General features: G+C 44.3%; 14 protein-coding genes, 2 tRNA genes and 3 rRNA genes. All 19 read left to right on the forward strand.

Annotated elements, in window-relative coordinates:
- The first annotated feature begins 330 nt into the window (after positions 1 to 330).
- The 19 genes from dnaX (at position 331) to NST01_RS00230 (ending at position 15,871) form a co-directional block, all read left to right on the forward strand.
- Positions 331 to 2,043 carry a DNA polymerase III subunit gamma/tau gene (gene dnaX / locus NST01_RS00140; RefSeq protein ID WP_056703800.1) on the forward strand — a complete coding sequence of 571 codons (1,713 nt, stop codon included), beginning with the start codon at positions 331 to 333 and terminating at the stop codon, positions 2,041 to 2,043.
- A 25-nt stretch (positions 2,044 to 2,068) separates the two neighbouring features.
- Positions 2,069 to 2,392: a YbaB/EbfC family nucleoid-associated protein gene (locus NST01_RS00145; RefSeq protein WP_008342011.1), complete on the forward strand. Its 324-nt coding sequence runs from the start codon at positions 2,069 to 2,071 to the stop codon at positions 2,390 to 2,392.
- Positions 2,393 to 2,407: 15 nt separating this feature from the next.
- The gene (recR, locus tag NST01_RS00150; protein ID WP_003218094.1) at positions 2,408 to 3,004 is read left to right on the forward strand and encodes a recombination protein RecR; all 597 of its coding nucleotides are present in this window, start codon (positions 2,408 to 2,410) and stop codon (positions 3,002 to 3,004) included.
- An 18-nt stretch (positions 3,005 to 3,022) separates the two neighbouring features.
- Positions 3,023 to 3,247 carry a YaaL family protein gene (locus NST01_RS00155; RefSeq protein ID WP_008342008.1) on the forward strand — a complete coding sequence of 75 codons (225 nt, stop codon included), beginning with the start codon at positions 3,023 to 3,025 and terminating at the stop codon, positions 3,245 to 3,247.
- Between the two features lie 66 nt (positions 3,248 to 3,313).
- Positions 3,314 to 3,577: a pro-sigmaK processing inhibitor BofA family protein gene (locus NST01_RS00160; RefSeq protein ID WP_012009068.1), complete on the forward strand. Its 264-nt coding sequence runs from the start codon at positions 3,314 to 3,316 to the stop codon at positions 3,575 to 3,577.
- Between the two features lie 276 nt (positions 3,578 to 3,853).
- A 16S ribosomal RNA gene (locus tag NST01_RS00165) occupies positions 3,854 to 5,402 on the forward strand.
- Between the two features lie 96 nt (positions 5,403 to 5,498).
- Positions 5,499 to 5,575: transfer RNA gene (locus NST01_RS00170), tRNA-Ile, on the forward strand.
- Positions 5,576 to 5,589: 14 nt separating this feature from the next.
- Positions 5,590 to 5,665: transfer RNA gene (locus tag NST01_RS00175), tRNA-Ala, on the forward strand.
- A 98-nt stretch (positions 5,666 to 5,763) separates the two neighbouring features.
- Positions 5,764 to 8,694: ribosomal RNA gene (locus tag NST01_RS00180) — 23S ribosomal RNA — on the forward strand.
- A 61-nt stretch (positions 8,695 to 8,755) separates the two neighbouring features.
- Positions 8,756 to 8,871: ribosomal RNA gene (gene rrf, locus NST01_RS00185) — 5S ribosomal RNA — on the forward strand.
- Together the 16S, 23S and 5S rRNA genes with 2 tRNA genes alongside form the textbook arrangement of a ribosomal RNA operon.
- 170 nt (positions 8,872 to 9,041) lie before the next feature.
- Positions 9,042 to 9,233 (forward strand): sigma factor G inhibitor Gin, encoded by a 192-nt coding sequence (locus NST01_RS00190; protein WP_017359334.1) that lies wholly within the window; start codon positions 9,042 to 9,044, stop codon positions 9,231 to 9,233.
- A gap of 128 nt (positions 9,234 to 9,361) precedes the next feature.
- Positions 9,362 to 9,976, forward strand: a complete 615-nt coding sequence (locus tag NST01_RS00195; RefSeq protein WP_017359333.1) for a 5-bromo-4-chloroindolyl phosphate hydrolysis family protein — start codon at positions 9,362 to 9,364, stop codon at positions 9,974 to 9,976.
- 21 nt (positions 9,977 to 9,997) lie between these two features.
- On the forward strand, positions 9,998 to 11,059 hold the full coding sequence (locus tag NST01_RS00200) for a toxic anion resistance protein (protein WP_326115387.1): 1,062 nt from the start codon (positions 9,998 to 10,000) through the stop codon (positions 11,057 to 11,059).
- A gap of 77 nt (positions 11,060 to 11,136) precedes the next feature.
- Positions 11,137 to 12,543, forward strand: a complete 1,407-nt coding sequence (locus NST01_RS00205) for an aminotransferase class I/II-fold pyridoxal phosphate-dependent enzyme (protein ID WP_052320412.1) — start codon at positions 11,137 to 11,139, stop codon at positions 12,541 to 12,543.
- The gene (gene tmk, locus NST01_RS00210) at positions 12,540 to 13,178 is read left to right on the forward strand and encodes a dTMP kinase (RefSeq protein WP_007496237.1); all 639 of its coding nucleotides are present in this window, start codon (positions 12,540 to 12,542) and stop codon (positions 13,176 to 13,178) included. The genes NST01_RS00205 and tmk overlap by 4 nt, the downstream gene beginning before the upstream one ends.
- Before the next feature lie 79 nt (positions 13,179 to 13,257).
- Positions 13,258 to 13,587, forward strand: a complete 330-nt coding sequence (locus tag NST01_RS00215) for a cyclic-di-AMP receptor (RefSeq protein ID WP_012008640.1) — start codon at positions 13,258 to 13,260, stop codon at positions 13,585 to 13,587.
- 12 nt (positions 13,588 to 13,599) lie between these two features.
- Positions 13,600 to 14,040: a YaaR family protein gene (locus tag NST01_RS00220; RefSeq protein WP_008341898.1), complete on the forward strand. Its 441-nt coding sequence runs from the start codon at positions 13,600 to 13,602 to the stop codon at positions 14,038 to 14,040.
- A gap of 11 nt (positions 14,041 to 14,051) precedes the next feature.
- Positions 14,052 to 15,041, forward strand: coding sequence for a DNA polymerase III subunit delta' (gene holB, locus NST01_RS00225; RefSeq protein ID WP_017359329.1), 990 nt, complete (start codon positions 14,052 to 14,054; stop codon positions 15,039 to 15,041).
- A gap of 2 nt (positions 15,042 to 15,043) precedes the next feature.
- Complete coding sequence (locus tag NST01_RS00230; RefSeq protein WP_007496230.1) at positions 15,044 to 15,871, forward strand: PSP1 domain-containing protein; 828 nt, start codon at positions 15,044 to 15,046, stop codon at positions 15,869 to 15,871.
- The last annotated feature ends 2 nt before the right edge of the window (positions 15,872 to 15,873 follow it).

The following is a 15,873-nucleotide window of genomic DNA, read 5'->3' on the forward strand; positions in this document are numbered from 1 at the left end:
AAATCAATATTAAATGTAACTCATCTAGTTTATCTAGGTGAGTTTTTTGTTGCTATTGAAAGAATATATCAGTTGTTTTGTTTATACAAATAGCAAAAAAGCCATTTTTAGGGTGAGGTTTTTTTGAAGCAATTCATATAGGGAACGAATGTTCTTATTGATCTGGCAGACATTTTCAGAAAGCAGGAAAACACGTTTTTTAATCAAGAAAAGTAAAAAGTCTTTAAAGGAAATGCTCTTTTTCGTTTATTAGAAAATAAAGGTGTACTTTTGAATTGATCGTTGCATCATGTATAATGAACATGATGATAAATGGAGGAGGGCGTATTTGTGAGTTATCAAGCTTTATACCGAGTGTTCAGACCTCAAGTTTTTGAGGATGTTGTTGGACAAGAACACATCACAAAAACGTTGCAAAATGCCCTTTTGCAGAAAAAGTTTTCTCATGCTTACTTATTTTCAGGTCCTAGAGGAACAGGTAAAACAAGTGCTGCCAAGATTTTTGCGAAAGCAGTGAACTGTGAAAAGTCACCTGTTAGTGAGCCGTGTAATGAGTGTGATGCCTGTAGAGGGATTACGACCGGTTCGATTTCAGACGTGATTGAAATAGATGCTGCCTCAAATAACGGGGTAGATGAAATTCGGGATATACGTGATAAAGTGAAATTTGCTCCTTCAGCGGTTACATATAAGGTTTATATTATAGATGAGGTACATATGCTCTCTATCGGGGCATTTAATGCACTTCTTAAAACGCTAGAGGAACCACCTGCTCATTGTATCTTTATTTTGGCTACCACAGAGCCTCATAAGATTCCTCTTACCATCATATCAAGATGTCAGAGATTTGATTTTAAACGGATCACGACAAAAGATATTGTTGGACGAATGGAGAAAATTGTAGATGCAGAAAGCCTAAATATACAAGAGGGTTCACTCGAGATTATTGCTAGTGCGGCAGATGGAGGCATGCGTGACGCACTCAGTCTCCTTGACCAAGCGATCTCATTTAGTGGTGAACAGCTCACAATTGATGATGCACTGCTCATTACAGGTGCTGTATCTCAGCATTTCATTAGTCAGCTTGCTGAAGCCATTTTTGAGCAAAATATTGCGATAGCGCTGGATACGTTAAATGAATTGCTTCAACAGGGGAAAGATGCCGCGAAATTAATAGAGGATATGATCTTCTACTTTAGAGATATGCTTCTTTACAAAACAGCACCGGATCTTGAAGGTGTCCTTGAAAAAGTCAAAGTCGACGATAAGTTTGTAGCTCTTTCAGAACGTGTGACACCTCAGTTTCTTTATGAAACGATTGAAGTGCTGAATAAAAGCCATCAGGAAATGAAATGGACAAATCACCCTAGAATTTTCTTTGAAGTAGCTGTGGTTAAGCTCTGTCAGTCAACGGCTGGTGCTGTATCATCTCCGGCTGATTCCGACCTAACAGCATTAACGAATAAAATAGACAGGCTGGAACAGGAGCTATCTAGGCTAAAAGCTGAGGGTGTTCCAATGACTCAGTCTCAGAGTCCTCAAGCAAAAACGGAAGCACCTCGACCTCAAACGAGTAATAAAAATGGCTATCGTGCACCTGTCGGTCGAATTCATGAGATTTTAAAAGAAGCGAAGCGACCGGAACTAGAAAAAATAAAAGGCAAATGGGGAGAACTTCTTGCCCAATTAAAACAGCAAAATAAGGTATCTCACGCTGCGCTATTAACAGATAGTGAACCAGTTGCGGCGGCAACTCATGCCTTTGTTTTAAAATTCAAATTTGAAATACATTGTAAGATGGTGGCCGAAGATAAAAGTGGTGTTCGAACCAATCTTGAGCAACTGCTAGAATCTATGCTAGGAAAAAGAGTGGAATTAGTTGGCGTTCCTGACGCTCAATGGGGTAAAATAAGAGAAGAATTTTTAAGAGATCATCAGCCTGAAGAACAAGCAGATGGTCAGGCAGCTTCTGCTGAAGAAGATCCATTAATTGCAGAAGCAAAGAAGTTAGTAGGAACCGATTTAATTGAAATTAAAGATTAACAATTTGAAAGAGAGTGGTGTTCATATGCGCGGTGGAATGGGAAATATGCAAAAAATGATGAAACAAATGCAAAAAATGCAGAAGGATATGGCTAAGGCTCAAGAAGAGCTTGCAGAAAAAGTCCTTGAAGGTACGGCAGGTGGCGGCATGGTCACTGTAAAAGTAAATGGACAAAAAGAAGTCGTTGATGTGGCGATTAATGAAGAAGTTGTTGATCCTGAAGACATCGATATGCTTCAAGACCTTGTACTTGCAGCAACAAATGATGCATTGAAAAAAGTTGATGAACTAACGAATGAAACAATGGGTCAATTCACAAAAGGAATGAACATGCCAGGTTTATTCTAGGAGGAATAACTGAAGATGCAATATCCTGAACCAATATCAAAGCTGATTGATAGCTTTATGAAATTGCCAGGAATCGGACCTAAAACTGCGGTCCGTCTGGCTTTTTTTGTTCTTAGTATGCAAGAAGATGTCGTGCTGGATTTTGCGAAGGCACTTGTTAATGCAAAGCGTAATTTAACTTATTGTTCTGTTTGCGGACATATCACCGACCAGGATCCTTGCTATATTTGTGAAGATACAAGAAGAGATCAATCTGTGATCTGTGTCGTGCAGGATCCAAAAGATGTGATCGCAATGGAAAAAATGAAAGAATACAACGGCTTATATCATGTGCTTCATGGTGCTATTTCACCAATGGACGGAATTGGGCCAGAGGATATTAAAATTCCTGACCTATTAAAAAGATTGCAAGACGATCAAGTCACAGAGGTCATTCTTGCAACCAATCCAAACATTGAGGGAGAAGCAACGGCCATGTATATCTCTAGATTGTTGAAACCATCAGGAATTAAACTCTCTCGCATTGCTCACGGACTCCCAGTAGGTGGAGACTTAGAGTATGCGGATGAAGTCACACTTTCTAAGGCTCTAGAAGGCAGACGTGAGATGTAGGAAGGAGAAGTACGGTACATGGGTTTTCTTCGCAGAAAATCAATTCGAAAAGAATTCGATGAGATATTAATTCAACAGCTTTTTAAGCAAAAGGAAGAATGGAACAGACAAAAAAAGCTTGTCGCAAACAGCGTTGAGCCTTCACCGGACATTCTATTCGAATTAAAGCTTGCTCAAGCGAAGTACTTTTTCTATCTGAGAGAAGCGAAAAAGAGAAATTTACGTTTAAACAACTGGAGATAGCAGGTCTATTTTCCATAATCCTCTCATATGCTTGTACTATTCATATGAAGAGGAGATGAGAGGATTATGGAACCTGTTATTGTGATTGGTTCAATTTTGTTAGCTGTTTTATTGTTGTTTATGTCGGGTGTTCAAGCGAATCCATTCAAATGGTTGGGGCTTATCGGAATAAAATTTGTCGCAGGCGCTCTTTTTTTATTTTGTCTCAATTTATTCGGCGAGAGTTTAGGGCTTCATGTTTCCATTAACCCTGTAACGAGCGGAATTAGTGGTTTGTTGGGCATTCCAGGTGTAGCAGCTTTAGTCGTAATTGAAAAGTTTATTATTTAATGCAAAATATTGTTGACTTTGATTATATATGGTGGTAAATTAATATACGTCGCTGATGACGAAGAAACGAAAAAACATAATAACAAAAAAGTTGTTGACACTAACAACTTGGATGTGATAAGATGTTCTAGTCGCTTCTGAAGCGGTAAACAAGTTCTTTGAAAACTAAACAAGACAAAACGTACCTGTTAATTCGAGTTTTTATAAAAAAATCCTATGATACATCATAGGTAGTCAGTCAAACGCTGACGAAAAACAAAACTTCGGTTTTGTACTTTTTCGGAGAGTTTGATCCTGGCTCAGGACGAACGCTGGCGGCGTGCCTAATACATGCAAGTCGAGCGGACAGAAGGGAGCTTGCTCCCGGATGTTAGCGGCGGACGGGTGAGTAACACGTGGGTAACCTGCCTGTAAGACTGGGATAACTCCGGGAAACCGGAGCTAATACCGGATAGTTCCTTGAACCGCATGGTTCAAGGATGAAAGACGGTTTCGGCTGTCACTTACAGATGGACCCGCGGCGCATTAGCTAGTTGGTGAGGTAACGGCTCACCAAGGCGACGATGCGTAGCCGACCTGAGAGGGTGATCGGCCACACTGGGACTGAGACACGGCCCAGACTCCTACGGGAGGCAGCAGTAGGGAATCTTCCGCAATGGACGAAAGTCTGACGGAGCAACGCCGCGTGAGTGATGAAGGTTTTCGGATCGTAAAGCTCTGTTGTTAGGGAAGAACAAGTGCAAGAGTAACTGCTTGCACCTTGACGGTACCTAACCAGAAAGCCACGGCTAACTACGTGCCAGCAGCCGCGGTAATACGTAGGTGGCAAGCGTTGTCCGGAATTATTGGGCGTAAAGGGCTCGCAGGCGGTTTCTTAAGTCTGATGTGAAAGCCCCCGGCTCAACCGGGGAGGGTCATTGGAAACTGGGAAACTTGAGTGCAGAAGAGGAGAGTGGAATTCCACGTGTAGCGGTGAAATGCGTAGAGATGTGGAGGAACACCAGTGGCGAAGGCGACTCTCTGGTCTGTAACTGACGCTGAGGAGCGAAAGCGTGGGGAGCGAACAGGATTAGATACCCTGGTAGTCCACGCCGTAAACGATGAGTGCTAAGTGTTAGGGGGTTTCCGCCCCTTAGTGCTGCAGCTAACGCATTAAGCACTCCGCCTGGGGAGTACGGTCGCAAGACTGAAACTCAAAGGAATTGACGGGGGCCCGCACAAGCGGTGGAGCATGTGGTTTAATTCGAAGCAACGCGAAGAACCTTACCAGGTCTTGACATCCTCTGACAACCCTAGAGATAGGGCTTTCCCTTCGGGGACAGAGTGACAGGTGGTGCATGGTTGTCGTCAGCTCGTGTCGTGAGATGTTGGGTTAAGTCCCGCAACGAGCGCAACCCTTGATCTTAGTTGCCAGCATTCAGTTGGGCACTCTAAGGTGACTGCCGGTGACAAACCGGAGGAAGGTGGGGATGACGTCAAATCATCATGCCCCTTATGACCTGGGCTACACACGTGCTACAATGGACAGAACAAAGGGCTGCGAGACCGCAAGGTTTAGCCAATCCCACAAATCTGTTCTCAGTTCGGATCGCAGTCTGCAACTCGACTGCGTGAAGCTGGAATCGCTAGTAATCGCGGATCAGCATGCCGCGGTGAATACGTTCCCGGGCCTTGTACACACCGCCCGTCACACCACGAGAGTTTGCAACACCCGAAGTCGGTGAGGTAACCTTTATGGAGCCAGCCGCCGAAGGTGGGGCAGATGATTGGGGTGAAGTCGTAACAAGGTAGCCGTATCGGAAGGTGCGGCTGGATCACCTCCTTTCTAAGGATATATGGAGCAGCGTACGTTTTTCGTCTTGTTTAGTTTTGAAGGAACTTGCAAAAGATCCTACAACATCATATCTTCGATATGAAAGATGGGCCTGTAGCTCAGCTGGTTAGAGCGCACGCCTGATAAGCGTGAGGTCGGTGGTTCGAGTCCACTCAGGCCCACCATCTTCTATTAAATCGGGGCCTTAGCTCAGCTGGGAGAGCGCCTGCCTTGCACGCAGGAGGTCAGCGGTTCGATCCCGCTAGGCTCCACCAACGTGTTCTTTGAAAACTAGATAACAATAAGTAATACATTCACATTGAATGCAATGCAAAGTTCATCACACATAGTGATTCTTTCTAAAGTAAGAAATGGTTAAGTTAGAAAGGGCGCACGGTGGATGCCTTGGCACTAGGAGCCGATGAAGGACGGGACGAACACCGATATGCTTCGGGGAGCTGTAAGCAAGCTTTGATCCGGAGATTTCCGAATGGGGAAACCCACTGCTCGTAATGGAGTAGTATCCATACTTGAATACATAGAGTATGAGAAGGCATACCCGGGGAACTGAAACATCTAAGTACCCGGAGGAAGAGAAAGCAAATGCGATTCCCTGAGTAGCGGCGAGCGAAACGGGAACAGCCCAAACCAAGAGGCTTGCCTCTTGGGGTTGTAGGACACTCTATACGGAGTTACAAAGGAACGATATAAGCGAAGAGGTCTGGAAAGGCCCGCCAAAGAAGGTAACAGCCCTGTAACTGAAATGTTGTTCTCTCCAGAGTGGATCCTGAGTACGGCGGAACACGTGAAATTCCGTCGGAATCCGGGAGGACCATCTCCCAAGGCTAAATACTCCCTAGTGACCGATAGTGAACCAGTACCGTGAGGGAAAGGTGAAAAGCACCCCGGAAGGGGAGTGAAATAGATCCTGAAACCGTGTGCCTACAAGTAGTCAGAGCCCGTTAACGGGTGATGGCGTGCCTTTTGTAGAATGAACCGGCGAGTTACGATCCCGTGCAAGGTTAAGCAGAAGATGCGGAGCCGCAGCGAAAGCGAGTCTGAATAGGGCGCATGAGTACGTGGTCGTAGACCCGAAACCAGGTGATCTACCCATGTCCAGGGTGAAGTTCAGGTAACACTGAATGGAGGCCCGAACCCACGCACGTTGAAAAGTGCGGGGATGAGGTGTGGGTAGGGGTGAAATGCCAATCGAACCTGGAGATAGCTGGTTCTCTCCGAAATAGCTTTAGGGCTAGCCTCAAGGTAAGAGTCTCGGAGGTAGAGCACTGATTGGACTAGGGGCCCCTACCGGGTTACCGAATTCAGTCAAACTCCGAATGCCGATGACTTATCCTTGGGAGTCAGACTGCGAGTGATAAGATCCGTAGTCGAAAGGGAAACAGCCCAGACCGCCAGCTAAGGTCCCAAAGTATACGTTAAGTGGAAAAGGATGTGGAGTTGCTTAGACAACCAGGATGTTGGCTTAGAAGCAGCCACCATTTAAAGAGTGCGTAATAGCTCACTGGTCGAGTGACTCTGCGCCGAAAATGTACCGGGGCTAAACGTATCACCGAAGCTGCGGACTGTTCTTACGAACAGTGGTAGGAGAGCGTTCTAAGTGCAGTGAAGTCAGACCGGAAGGACTGGTGGAGCGCTTAGAAGTGAGAATGCCGGTATGAGTAGCGAAAGACGGGTGAGAATCCCGTCCACCGAATGCCTAAGGTTTCCTGAGGAAGGCTCGTCCGCTCAGGGTTAGTCGGGACCTAAGCCGAGGCCGAAAGGCGTAGGCGATGGACAACAGGTTGATATTCCTGTACCACCTCCTCACCATTTGAGCAATGGGGGGACGCAGGAGGATAGGGTAAGCGCGGTATTGGATATCCGCGTCCAAGCAGTTAGGCTGGGAAATAGGCAAATCCGTTTCCCGTGAAGGCTGAGCTGTGATGGCGAGCGAAATTTAGTAGCGAAGTTCCTGATTCCACACTGCCAAGAAAAGCCTCTAGCGAGGTGAGAGGTGCCCGTACCGCAAACCGACACAGGTAGGCGAGGAGAGAATCCTAAGGTGATCGAGAGAACTCTCGTTAAGGAACTCGGCAAAATGACCCCGTAACTTCGGGAGAAGGGGTGCTTCTTAGGGTGTTAAAGCCCCGAGAAGCCGCAGTGAATAGGCCCAGGCGACTGTTTAGCAAAAACACAGGTCTCTGCGAAGCCGTAAGGCGAAGTATAGGGGCTGACGCCTGCCCGGTGCTGGAAGGTTAAGAGGAGCGCTTAGCGTAAGCGAAGGTGCGAATTGAAGCCCCAGTAAACGGCGGCCGTAACTATAACGGTCCTAAGGTAGCGAAATTCCTTGTCGGGTAAGTTCCGACCCGCACGAAAGGCGCAACGATCTGGGCACTGTCTCAACGAGAGACTCGGTGAAATTATAGTACCTGTGAAGATGCAGGTTACCCGCGACAGGACGGAAAGACCCCGTGGAGCTTTACTGCAGCCTGATATTGAATGTTGGTACAGCTTGTACAGGATAGGTAGGAGCCTTGGAAACCGGAGCGCTAGCTTCGGTGGAGGCATCGGTGGGATACTACCCTGGCTGTATTGACCTTCTAACCCGCTGCCCTTATCGGGCAGGGAGACAGTGTCAGGTGGGCAGTTTGACTGGGGCGGTCGCCTCCTAAAATGTAACGGAGGCGCCCAAAGGTTCCCTCAGAATGGTTGGAAATCATTCGCAGAGTGTAAAGGCACAAGGGAGCTTGACTGCGAGACCTACAAGTCGAGCAGGGACGAAAGTCGGGCTTAGTGATCCGGTGGTTCCGCATGGAAGGGCCATCGCTCAACGGATAAAAGCTACCCCGGGGATAACAGGCTTATCTCCCCCAAGAGTCCACATCGACGGGGAGGTTTGGCACCTCGATGTCGGCTCATCGCATCCTGGGGCTGTAGTCGGTCCCAAGGGTTGGGCTGTTCGCCCATTAAAGCGGTACGCGAGCTGGGTTCAGAACGTCGTGAGACAGTTCGGTCCCTATCCGTCGCGGGCGCAGGAAATTTGAGAGGAGCTGTCCTTAGTACGAGAGGACCGGGATGGACGCACCGCTGGTGTACCAGTTGTTCTGCCAAGGGCATCGCTGGGTAGCTATGTGCGGACGGGATAAGTGCTGAAAGCATCTAAGCATGAAGCCCCCCTCAAGATGAGATTTCCCATTCCGCAAGGAAGTAAGATCCCTGAAAGATGATCAGGTTGATAGGTCTGAGGTGGAAGCGTGGTGACACGTGGAGCTGACAGATACTAATAGATCGAGGACTTAACCTATATTCTAATGTGAAAAATGAACATTGTTATCTAGTTTTGAGAGAACATTCTCTCCATCAGGTTTGGTGGCGATAGCGAAGAGGTCACACCCGTTCCCATACCGAACACGGAAGTTAAGCTCTTCAGCGCCGATGGTAGTTGGGGGTTTCCCCCTGTGAGAGTAGGACGCCGCCAAGCTTTTCAAAGGATCAGTTCCAATCGGAACTGGTCTTTTTTGTATTTTAAAAAAGGAACAAACACTCGATCTGGCATGGATACATATACTAAACTATCATCTAAAACATTCTTAATTTTGTATACAATTGAAAGCGCTAGGGCATACTGAAGCTATAAGTGGAGGTGTCACAATGAGCAAAAAAGAGCGAGAAGCAATTTGTTTGATTTGTGAAGAGAAAAAAACAAAGGGAATTTATTTATATCATCAGTTTTTATGCCGAGATTGTGAACGGAAGTTAATTTCTACATCAACCTCGGATCCTAGTTATGCTGATTATGTAAGAAAGCTTAAAAATCTTCATACGCCGCCTTTGTATTCATAGACCATTAGATGGTCTTTTTTTATGGGCAATCGGGGATTGGGCCTGTTTTTTGGAACTTAGTTTGGACATCAACCGTAATAAATAATAAGATAAACAGAGAGCCTGATTATTCATAGGAGTCGATGAACATGAAATCAATTTTTTACACATTTGTATGGGCCGTTCTCTCTACTCTTTTTTCGCTGGTGATTTTAACTGTCAGTATTGGTGTTTTCCATCATCATGTTGGATTGTCGATACTGTATGCGATGATTGGGTGGGGTGTGATGTTTGCAGGAAGCCGATGGGCTGCCTTCCAGTTGTTTTTGAAGAAACACGGACTGTCTCGTAGTGATTATGTATATATTAAACAGCACTTAAAAGAAGCTGGGCAAAAGCTGGTTCGTTTGAAGAAAGCTTTATTTGCTGTGAAGAACGTACAGACGATCAAGCATAATTATGAAATTCTTCGGCTTGCACGACGCATCTATACGATAACAAAAAAGGAACCGAACCGGTTTTATGATGCACAGCGGTTTTATTTTGAGAGTTTGGATTCTGTTGTTGAATTAACTGAGAAATATGCACTGCTGTATAATCAGCCGAATCGTAGCCATGAGCTTGAAATGACATTAAGCCAAACTCGAGTCACGCTGACTGAACTGCAAAAGCAATTAACGAATGATTTACAGCAAGTTTTAGGAAGAGATATAGAAGCACTTCATATTGAACTTGAAGTGGCCGATAAAATGATTAAAAAATAGATATGAAAGGAGTCAAACTCGATGAAACCAGAAGATCCAGTCATACCACCAGCCCCATCTACTACAGATCTTCCGTTTCGGGTGTTTGATACCTTATCTGATGAGGAAAAGCAGGAGGCGCTACAGCGAGCTGAGAAGATCCCTGACCATCCACAAAAACTGCTTTTCTATGGCACACGTGTGCAGGAACGATTGTTAGAACAATCAAAACAAATGATGCAATATGTGGAAAAAAAAGATATTGAGCAAATCGGAGATGTTCTCGAGTCCTTTTTACAGCAACTGCATTTAGTGGAGCCAGAGGATTTATTGCCAAAGAAGCGAGGCTTTTTTTCAAGGTTGTTTCAGCGAGAAAAGCGTTCGACTCAGGAGATCATATCTCGTTTTAAACAAGCGGAAGCACAGATAGAGAGATTGTCAGCAAGGCTTCGTTACGCAAGAGGCGTGTTAATTTCGGACCATAAGTTATTGGAGCGTTTATTTGAAGAAAATCAATCATACTTTCAAGAGATGACGTTACAGGTTGCAGCAGTTGAAGCAAAATTGTCGCTGTTAGAGCAACATGCCCTAACAGAATCACAGTCACATGATCGGACATTAGAGGAACAATTGATGAGTCGGGAAGTCGATGAAGAAGAATATATGGAGAGATTAAAAGAACGGAAGTATGATTTGTTGTTGAGCCGTCAAATCGCACTGCAATGTAATGCCCAAATTCGAATGATTCAGCATACAAACCATACATTAGCCAATCATATTCAATCAACTGTTTCCGCATCAATTCCTTTATGGATCAACCAAATGTCGATTGCGTTCAATCATATTCAGCAGCGAGCCAATTCAGCGCTTGAGCAGCGTATCCAGCAAACATATGAACAGGTATCGAAGCAGCAAGGACAGCTGCTTGAAGATGCATCCTTAACGCCTATAGATACGTTGAAAAAGGTTCAGCGTCAATTGGCCGAAACATTGCAGGAAACGTTGCAGGTAAAAGAACATGGGAGCCAAGAACGAGCTCAATTAAAAAGTAGCATGCATGAGGCAGAGCAGAAGCTGGTGAATCATAAACCAATAAAGGAATGAGAATCCATCTTTCAGTTCACTTGTTTGAACGTTATAATAGATATAAGATATCGTTTAAGTGAAAAGGGTCGATTTGTTTGAAAACACCTTTATATACAGCATTATCACAACATGCGGAAAAGAAGCCCTACTCTTTTCACGTTCCGGGACATCACAATGGAGATGTCTTTTTTGATGAGGCACGGTCCTATTATGCATCCATTCTTCAGCTGGATGTGACAGAACTTGAAGGTCTAGATGATCTTCACCATCCGACTGGGGTGATTCAAGAGGCAGAGGATTTATTGGCAAAGCTATATGGAGCTAAACAAAGTTTTTTCCTTGTGAATGGCACAACCGTTGGCAATCTGGCGATGGTGATGTCTGCGTGTCAGGCTGGGGAGGGCATTTTCGTTCAGCGAAATTGTCATAAGTCTGTGTTCCATGCGATTGAGCTTGCGGGAGCGACGCCTATTATGTTAGAAACTGAGAGTGATCCGCACTTGCACGTCCCAACTCATGTGACGGAGGAAACAGTCAAACAAGCTATGGCGACACATCCCAACTGCCGGGCAATCGTTTTGACATATCCGAACTACTACGGACATGCAGCTGATTTATCAGGGCTCATTCAAATGTGTCATGAAGCTGGCATCATTGTATTAGTTGATGAGGCACATGGTGCTCATTTTGTATTAGGCGGTGCCTTTCCTCCATCTGCCCTTTCCTATGGAGCAGACGTGGTGGTACAATCAGCACATAAAACCCTTCCGGCAATGACGATGGGGTCTTATCTCCATCTTCAAGGAGACCGAATGGATATGAAGCGGATAAAGACGTTATTAACGATGCTTCAAAGCAGTTCACCTTCTTATCCAATTATGGCTTCGTTAGATTTGGCGAGAGCTTATGTGGAGGAGTTGAAGGGAAAAGGGTTAATGGATGAAATAATGAGAGACTTGGCAAAGCTGAAAGCACAGTTCAATATGATCTCCAATCTCGAAGTGGTTGAGTCTGACTCTTTACCTATGGATCCATTAAAATGTGTCATTCGTTCAACAAAAGGGCTGACAGGCTATGAACTCAAAAAGGTGCTTGAGTCGGTGGATGTTCACCCAGAACTTGCGGATGAACATCAAGTGTTACTCGTTTTTGGTCTAAGACATACAAAGGACATTCCTTTTACAGCTATAGAGCAGGCTCTTCAGCAAAGTGATTCATTGCTTGTAAAAAAAGAGCCTCAAACGGGAACGCTCTTCTTAGAGCACGATCAGCAGAAGCGAGATGTAGAAGCTGTTCCATTCGAAAAAGCAGCTGGCCGGATTAGTGCAGAATCGGTCATTCCCTATCCGCCTGGCATTCCTTTGATGATTAAAGGACAACCGATTGAATCAGATCAAATTGCGACGTTAAGCCGTTTGCTTGGGCATCAAGTTCATGTGCAAGCAAGTCAGGTGATTCACCAGAGAAAATTATATGTTTATATAGAAGAGGAGACACTATGAGCGGTATGTTTATTACGTTTGAAGGGCCTGAGGGTGCTGGAAAAACGACAGTGATTCGAAAAGTGTACGAAGAAATGGAACGTCAAGGCTATGCAGTGATGGCGACACGTGAGCCCGGAGGCATTGACATTGCAGAGCAAATTCGTGAAGTGATTTTAAATGAAAAAAATACAAAAATGGACGCAAAAACAGAGGCACTGCTTTATGCAGCAGCTAGAAGGCAGCATTTGGCTGAAAAAGTAGAACCGGCATTGAAGCGGGGGGAAACTGTTTTATGTGATCGTTTTGTCGACAGCTCCCTTGCTTATCAGGGCTATGCGAGAGGGCTTGGGATTGAAGAAGTCAAATCCATTAATGATTTCGCCATTGATGGCACGATGCCACAAATGACCATTTACTTTTCCATTACACCAGAGGAAGGTCTAAAGCGAATTGATGCCAATCAAGGAAGAGAAAAAAATCGATTAGACATGGAAACACTGAATTTTCATCAAATGGTCAGAGAAGGATATGAGCTTCTGATTGCGCAATCACCAGAACGATTCCGTGTAGTAGATGCGTCTCAGCCTGTTCAGGATGTCTTTAATGAAGTGTTTCAACTGATTCAGGACACATTAAAGAAAAATCAAATATGACCTCATTCCCAATCGTTGTTATAATATAGAGGAAGACATCGGCATGTCACCTGTGCCTAAAATGAAGGAGGCCATTCAAATGAAATTAATTGTTGCCGTTGTACAGGATCAAGATAGCAGCAAGTTATTGAAAATATTGACCGAACATCAATTCGGCGTGACAAAATTAGCTTCGACTGGTGGATTTCTAAAGTCTGGGAATACGACTTTTATCATTGGTTGCGATGATGTCCGAGTGGATAAAGCGTTACAGCTAATCAAGGAAAATTGCCGTAAACGTGATCAAATGATCGCGCCTGTATCACCAATGGGTGGAAATGCAGATTCATATGTACCATACCCTGTTGAGGTTGAAGTTGGTGGAGCTACCGTCTTTATTCTGCCAGTTGAACAATTTCATCAATTTTAAGGATGGGTTGCTGTGAAAATTAATCAAGATATGCGGCTGCTTTTAGAAAAGCGTGAACTTCAAGCGATGAAAGGAAGCCAAACTTCAGCATCGTTTAAATCATCGATGGAGACACAAAGTGGTAAAATGCGTTTAGAGCAGCTGACAGTCATGCTGAGCGATATCGAAGTCTTCGGCAAGAAACTGACAAAGTCACGAAACCTTAAAGATTTGGCTAGGTTTAAAGGACTTGTGAAACGCTTTGTAAAAGAAACAGTCGATAATGGATTAAATATAGAGACATCAAGGAGCTTTGACATTTATGGCAACACGCGAACACTCGCTTTAGTCAAAGCATTAGATGAAAAGCTGATTGAGTTAACAGAGGATATGATGAATCAGGAGAAACCCTCGATTGATTTGCTTGAACGTATTGGAGAAATAAAAGGTTTATTGATTAACCTTTACACATAGAGAGTGATAACATGGCAATTAGCTGGGATGACATGAATGATTTACAGCCGCGCGTCATGCGGCTGATTTTTAATAGTATTGATAAAGACCGACTGGCTCATGCTTACTTATTTGAAGGAAAAAAAGGGACCGGAAAGCTAGATGCTGCGATGCTTTTAGCGAAGAGCTTTTTTTGTTTGGAAGCAGGAGTGAAACCATGTGAGTCCTGTCAAAACTGCAAAAGAATTCAGTCTGGCAACCATCCAGATTTACATCTAGTGCAGCCTGACGGTCAATCAATTAAGAAGGCGCAAGTGCAGGCTTTGCAGGAGGAATTTACAAAAGCAGGCGTAGAATCGCATCGGAAAATGTATATCATTCTCCATGCGGACAAAATGACGGTCAATGCTGCGAACAGTTTATTAAAGTTCCTAGAGGAGCCCAACCGGGAAACGATGGCAGTTTTAATCACTGAACAATCGCATAAAATGCTGGATACGATTATTTCAAGATGTCAGATGCTTAGCTTTAAGCCGCTGCAGCCGCAATCTTTGGAGCAGCAGCTTTTACAAGAAGGCGTGTCTCAGGATCTTGCAAGGCTTTTGTCGAATTTAACCAATAATTTAGCAGAAGCACTCGAATTAAGTCGAAATGATCAGTTTGCAGAGTCTAGAGCGAAAGTGATAAAATTGTATGAAGTCTTACACCAGCGAAAAGAACATGCATTTTTTTATATACAAGATCAATGGATGCCTTTTTTCAAAGAGAAAGACCTTCAAGAAACTGGTCTTGATATGCTTTTATTTATATATCGTGATGTATTGTCGATTCAAATAGGAAATGAAGATAAAGTCATTTATCAAGACTTATTCCAGACAATGAAGCAGCACGCGCTGCATTCCACACAGCAGATGGTGACGAATCAGATCCTTGCTGTATTAGAAGCGAAAAAGAGACTTCAATCCAACGTGAATGCCCAAGGGCTAATGGAGCAATTGGTGTTGATGTTGCAGGAGGGATAAGCTTGTACAACGTAATTGGTGTTCGCTTTAAAAAAGCGGGCAAAATCTATTATTTCGATCCTAATGGATTTCATATAGAAAATGATAGTTGTGTCATTGTAGAAACAGTCAGAGGTGTTGAGTACGGGCAAGTGGTCATCGCCAATAAAAAAGTAGATGAACACGATGTGGTTCTCCCTTTGCGTAAGGTGATTCGCGTCGCAGACGAACGAGACCGGCTCATCGTTGAGGAGAACAAAGAAGCAGCGATGGCAGCCTTTGACACATGTCTTCAGAAAGTAAGTGAACACGGCCTAGAAATGAAGCTGGTTGATGTCGAATTTACATTCGACCGCAACAAGGTCATCTTCTATTTTACAGCGGATGGCAGAGTAGATTTCCGTGAGCTGGTCAAGGATCTTGCATCTATTTTTAAGACGAGAATTGAACTTCGTCAAATCGGTGTAAGAGACGAGGCAAAAATGCTAGGCGGCATTGGTCCGTGTGGACGTATGCTTTGCTGTTCAACTTTCTTAGGAGATTTTGAACCTGTGTCCATTAAAATGGCAAAAGATCAAAACCTCTCGTTAAACCCTACCAAAATTTCAGGGCTTTGCGGCCGTTTAATGTGCTGCTTGAAATATGAGAATGATGAGTACGAAACAGCAAAAGAACAATTACCGGACATCGGTGAAACGATTCAGACGTCTAATGGCTCTGCAAAGGTAGTAGGGCTTAATATTTTAGAACGAATTTTGCAAGTTGAATTAACCGGGCAAGAAAAAGTGATAGAATATACTTGGGAAGAATTATTACAAGAAGGCGTTGTATCTGCACAAACAACTGAGTAACG

Source organism: Bacillus sp. FSL R7-0166, from assembly GCF_038008935.1.
Lineage (GTDB): Bacteria > Bacillota > Bacilli > Bacillales > Bacillaceae > Bacillus > Bacillus altitudinis.

Coding starts and splice junctions, on each gene's coding strand:
- NST01_RS00195 (WP_017359333.1), top strand. CDS start 9,362: ATGAAATCAATTTTTTACACATTTGTATGGGCCGTTCTCTCTACTCTT.
- holB (WP_017359329.1), top strand. CDS start 14,052: ATGGCAATTAGCTGGGATGACATGAATGATTTACAGCCGCGCGTCATG.
- NST01_RS00215 (WP_012008640.1), top strand. CDS start 13,258: ATGAAATTAATTGTTGCCGTTGTACAGGATCAAGATAGCAGCAAGTTA.
- NST01_RS00160 (WP_012009068.1), top strand. CDS start 3,314: ATGGAACCTGTTATTGTGATTGGTTCAATTTTGTTAGCTGTTTTATTG.
- NST01_RS00145 (WP_008342011.1), top strand. CDS start 2,069: ATGCGCGGTGGAATGGGAAATATGCAAAAAATGATGAAACAAATGCAA.
- NST01_RS00200 (WP_326115387.1), top strand. CDS start 9,998: ATGAAACCAGAAGATCCAGTCATACCACCAGCCCCATCTACTACAGAT.
- NST01_RS00155 (WP_008342008.1), top strand. CDS start 3,023: ATGGGTTTTCTTCGCAGAAAATCAATTCGAAAAGAATTCGATGAGATA.
- NST01_RS00190 (WP_017359334.1), top strand. CDS start 9,042: ATGAGCAAAAAAGAGCGAGAAGCAATTTGTTTGATTTGTGAAGAGAAA.
- recR (WP_003218094.1), top strand. CDS start 2,408: ATGCAATATCCTGAACCAATATCAAAGCTGATTGATAGCTTTATGAAA.
- tmk (WP_007496237.1), top strand. CDS start 12,540: ATGAGCGGTATGTTTATTACGTTTGAAGGGCCTGAGGGTGCTGGAAAA.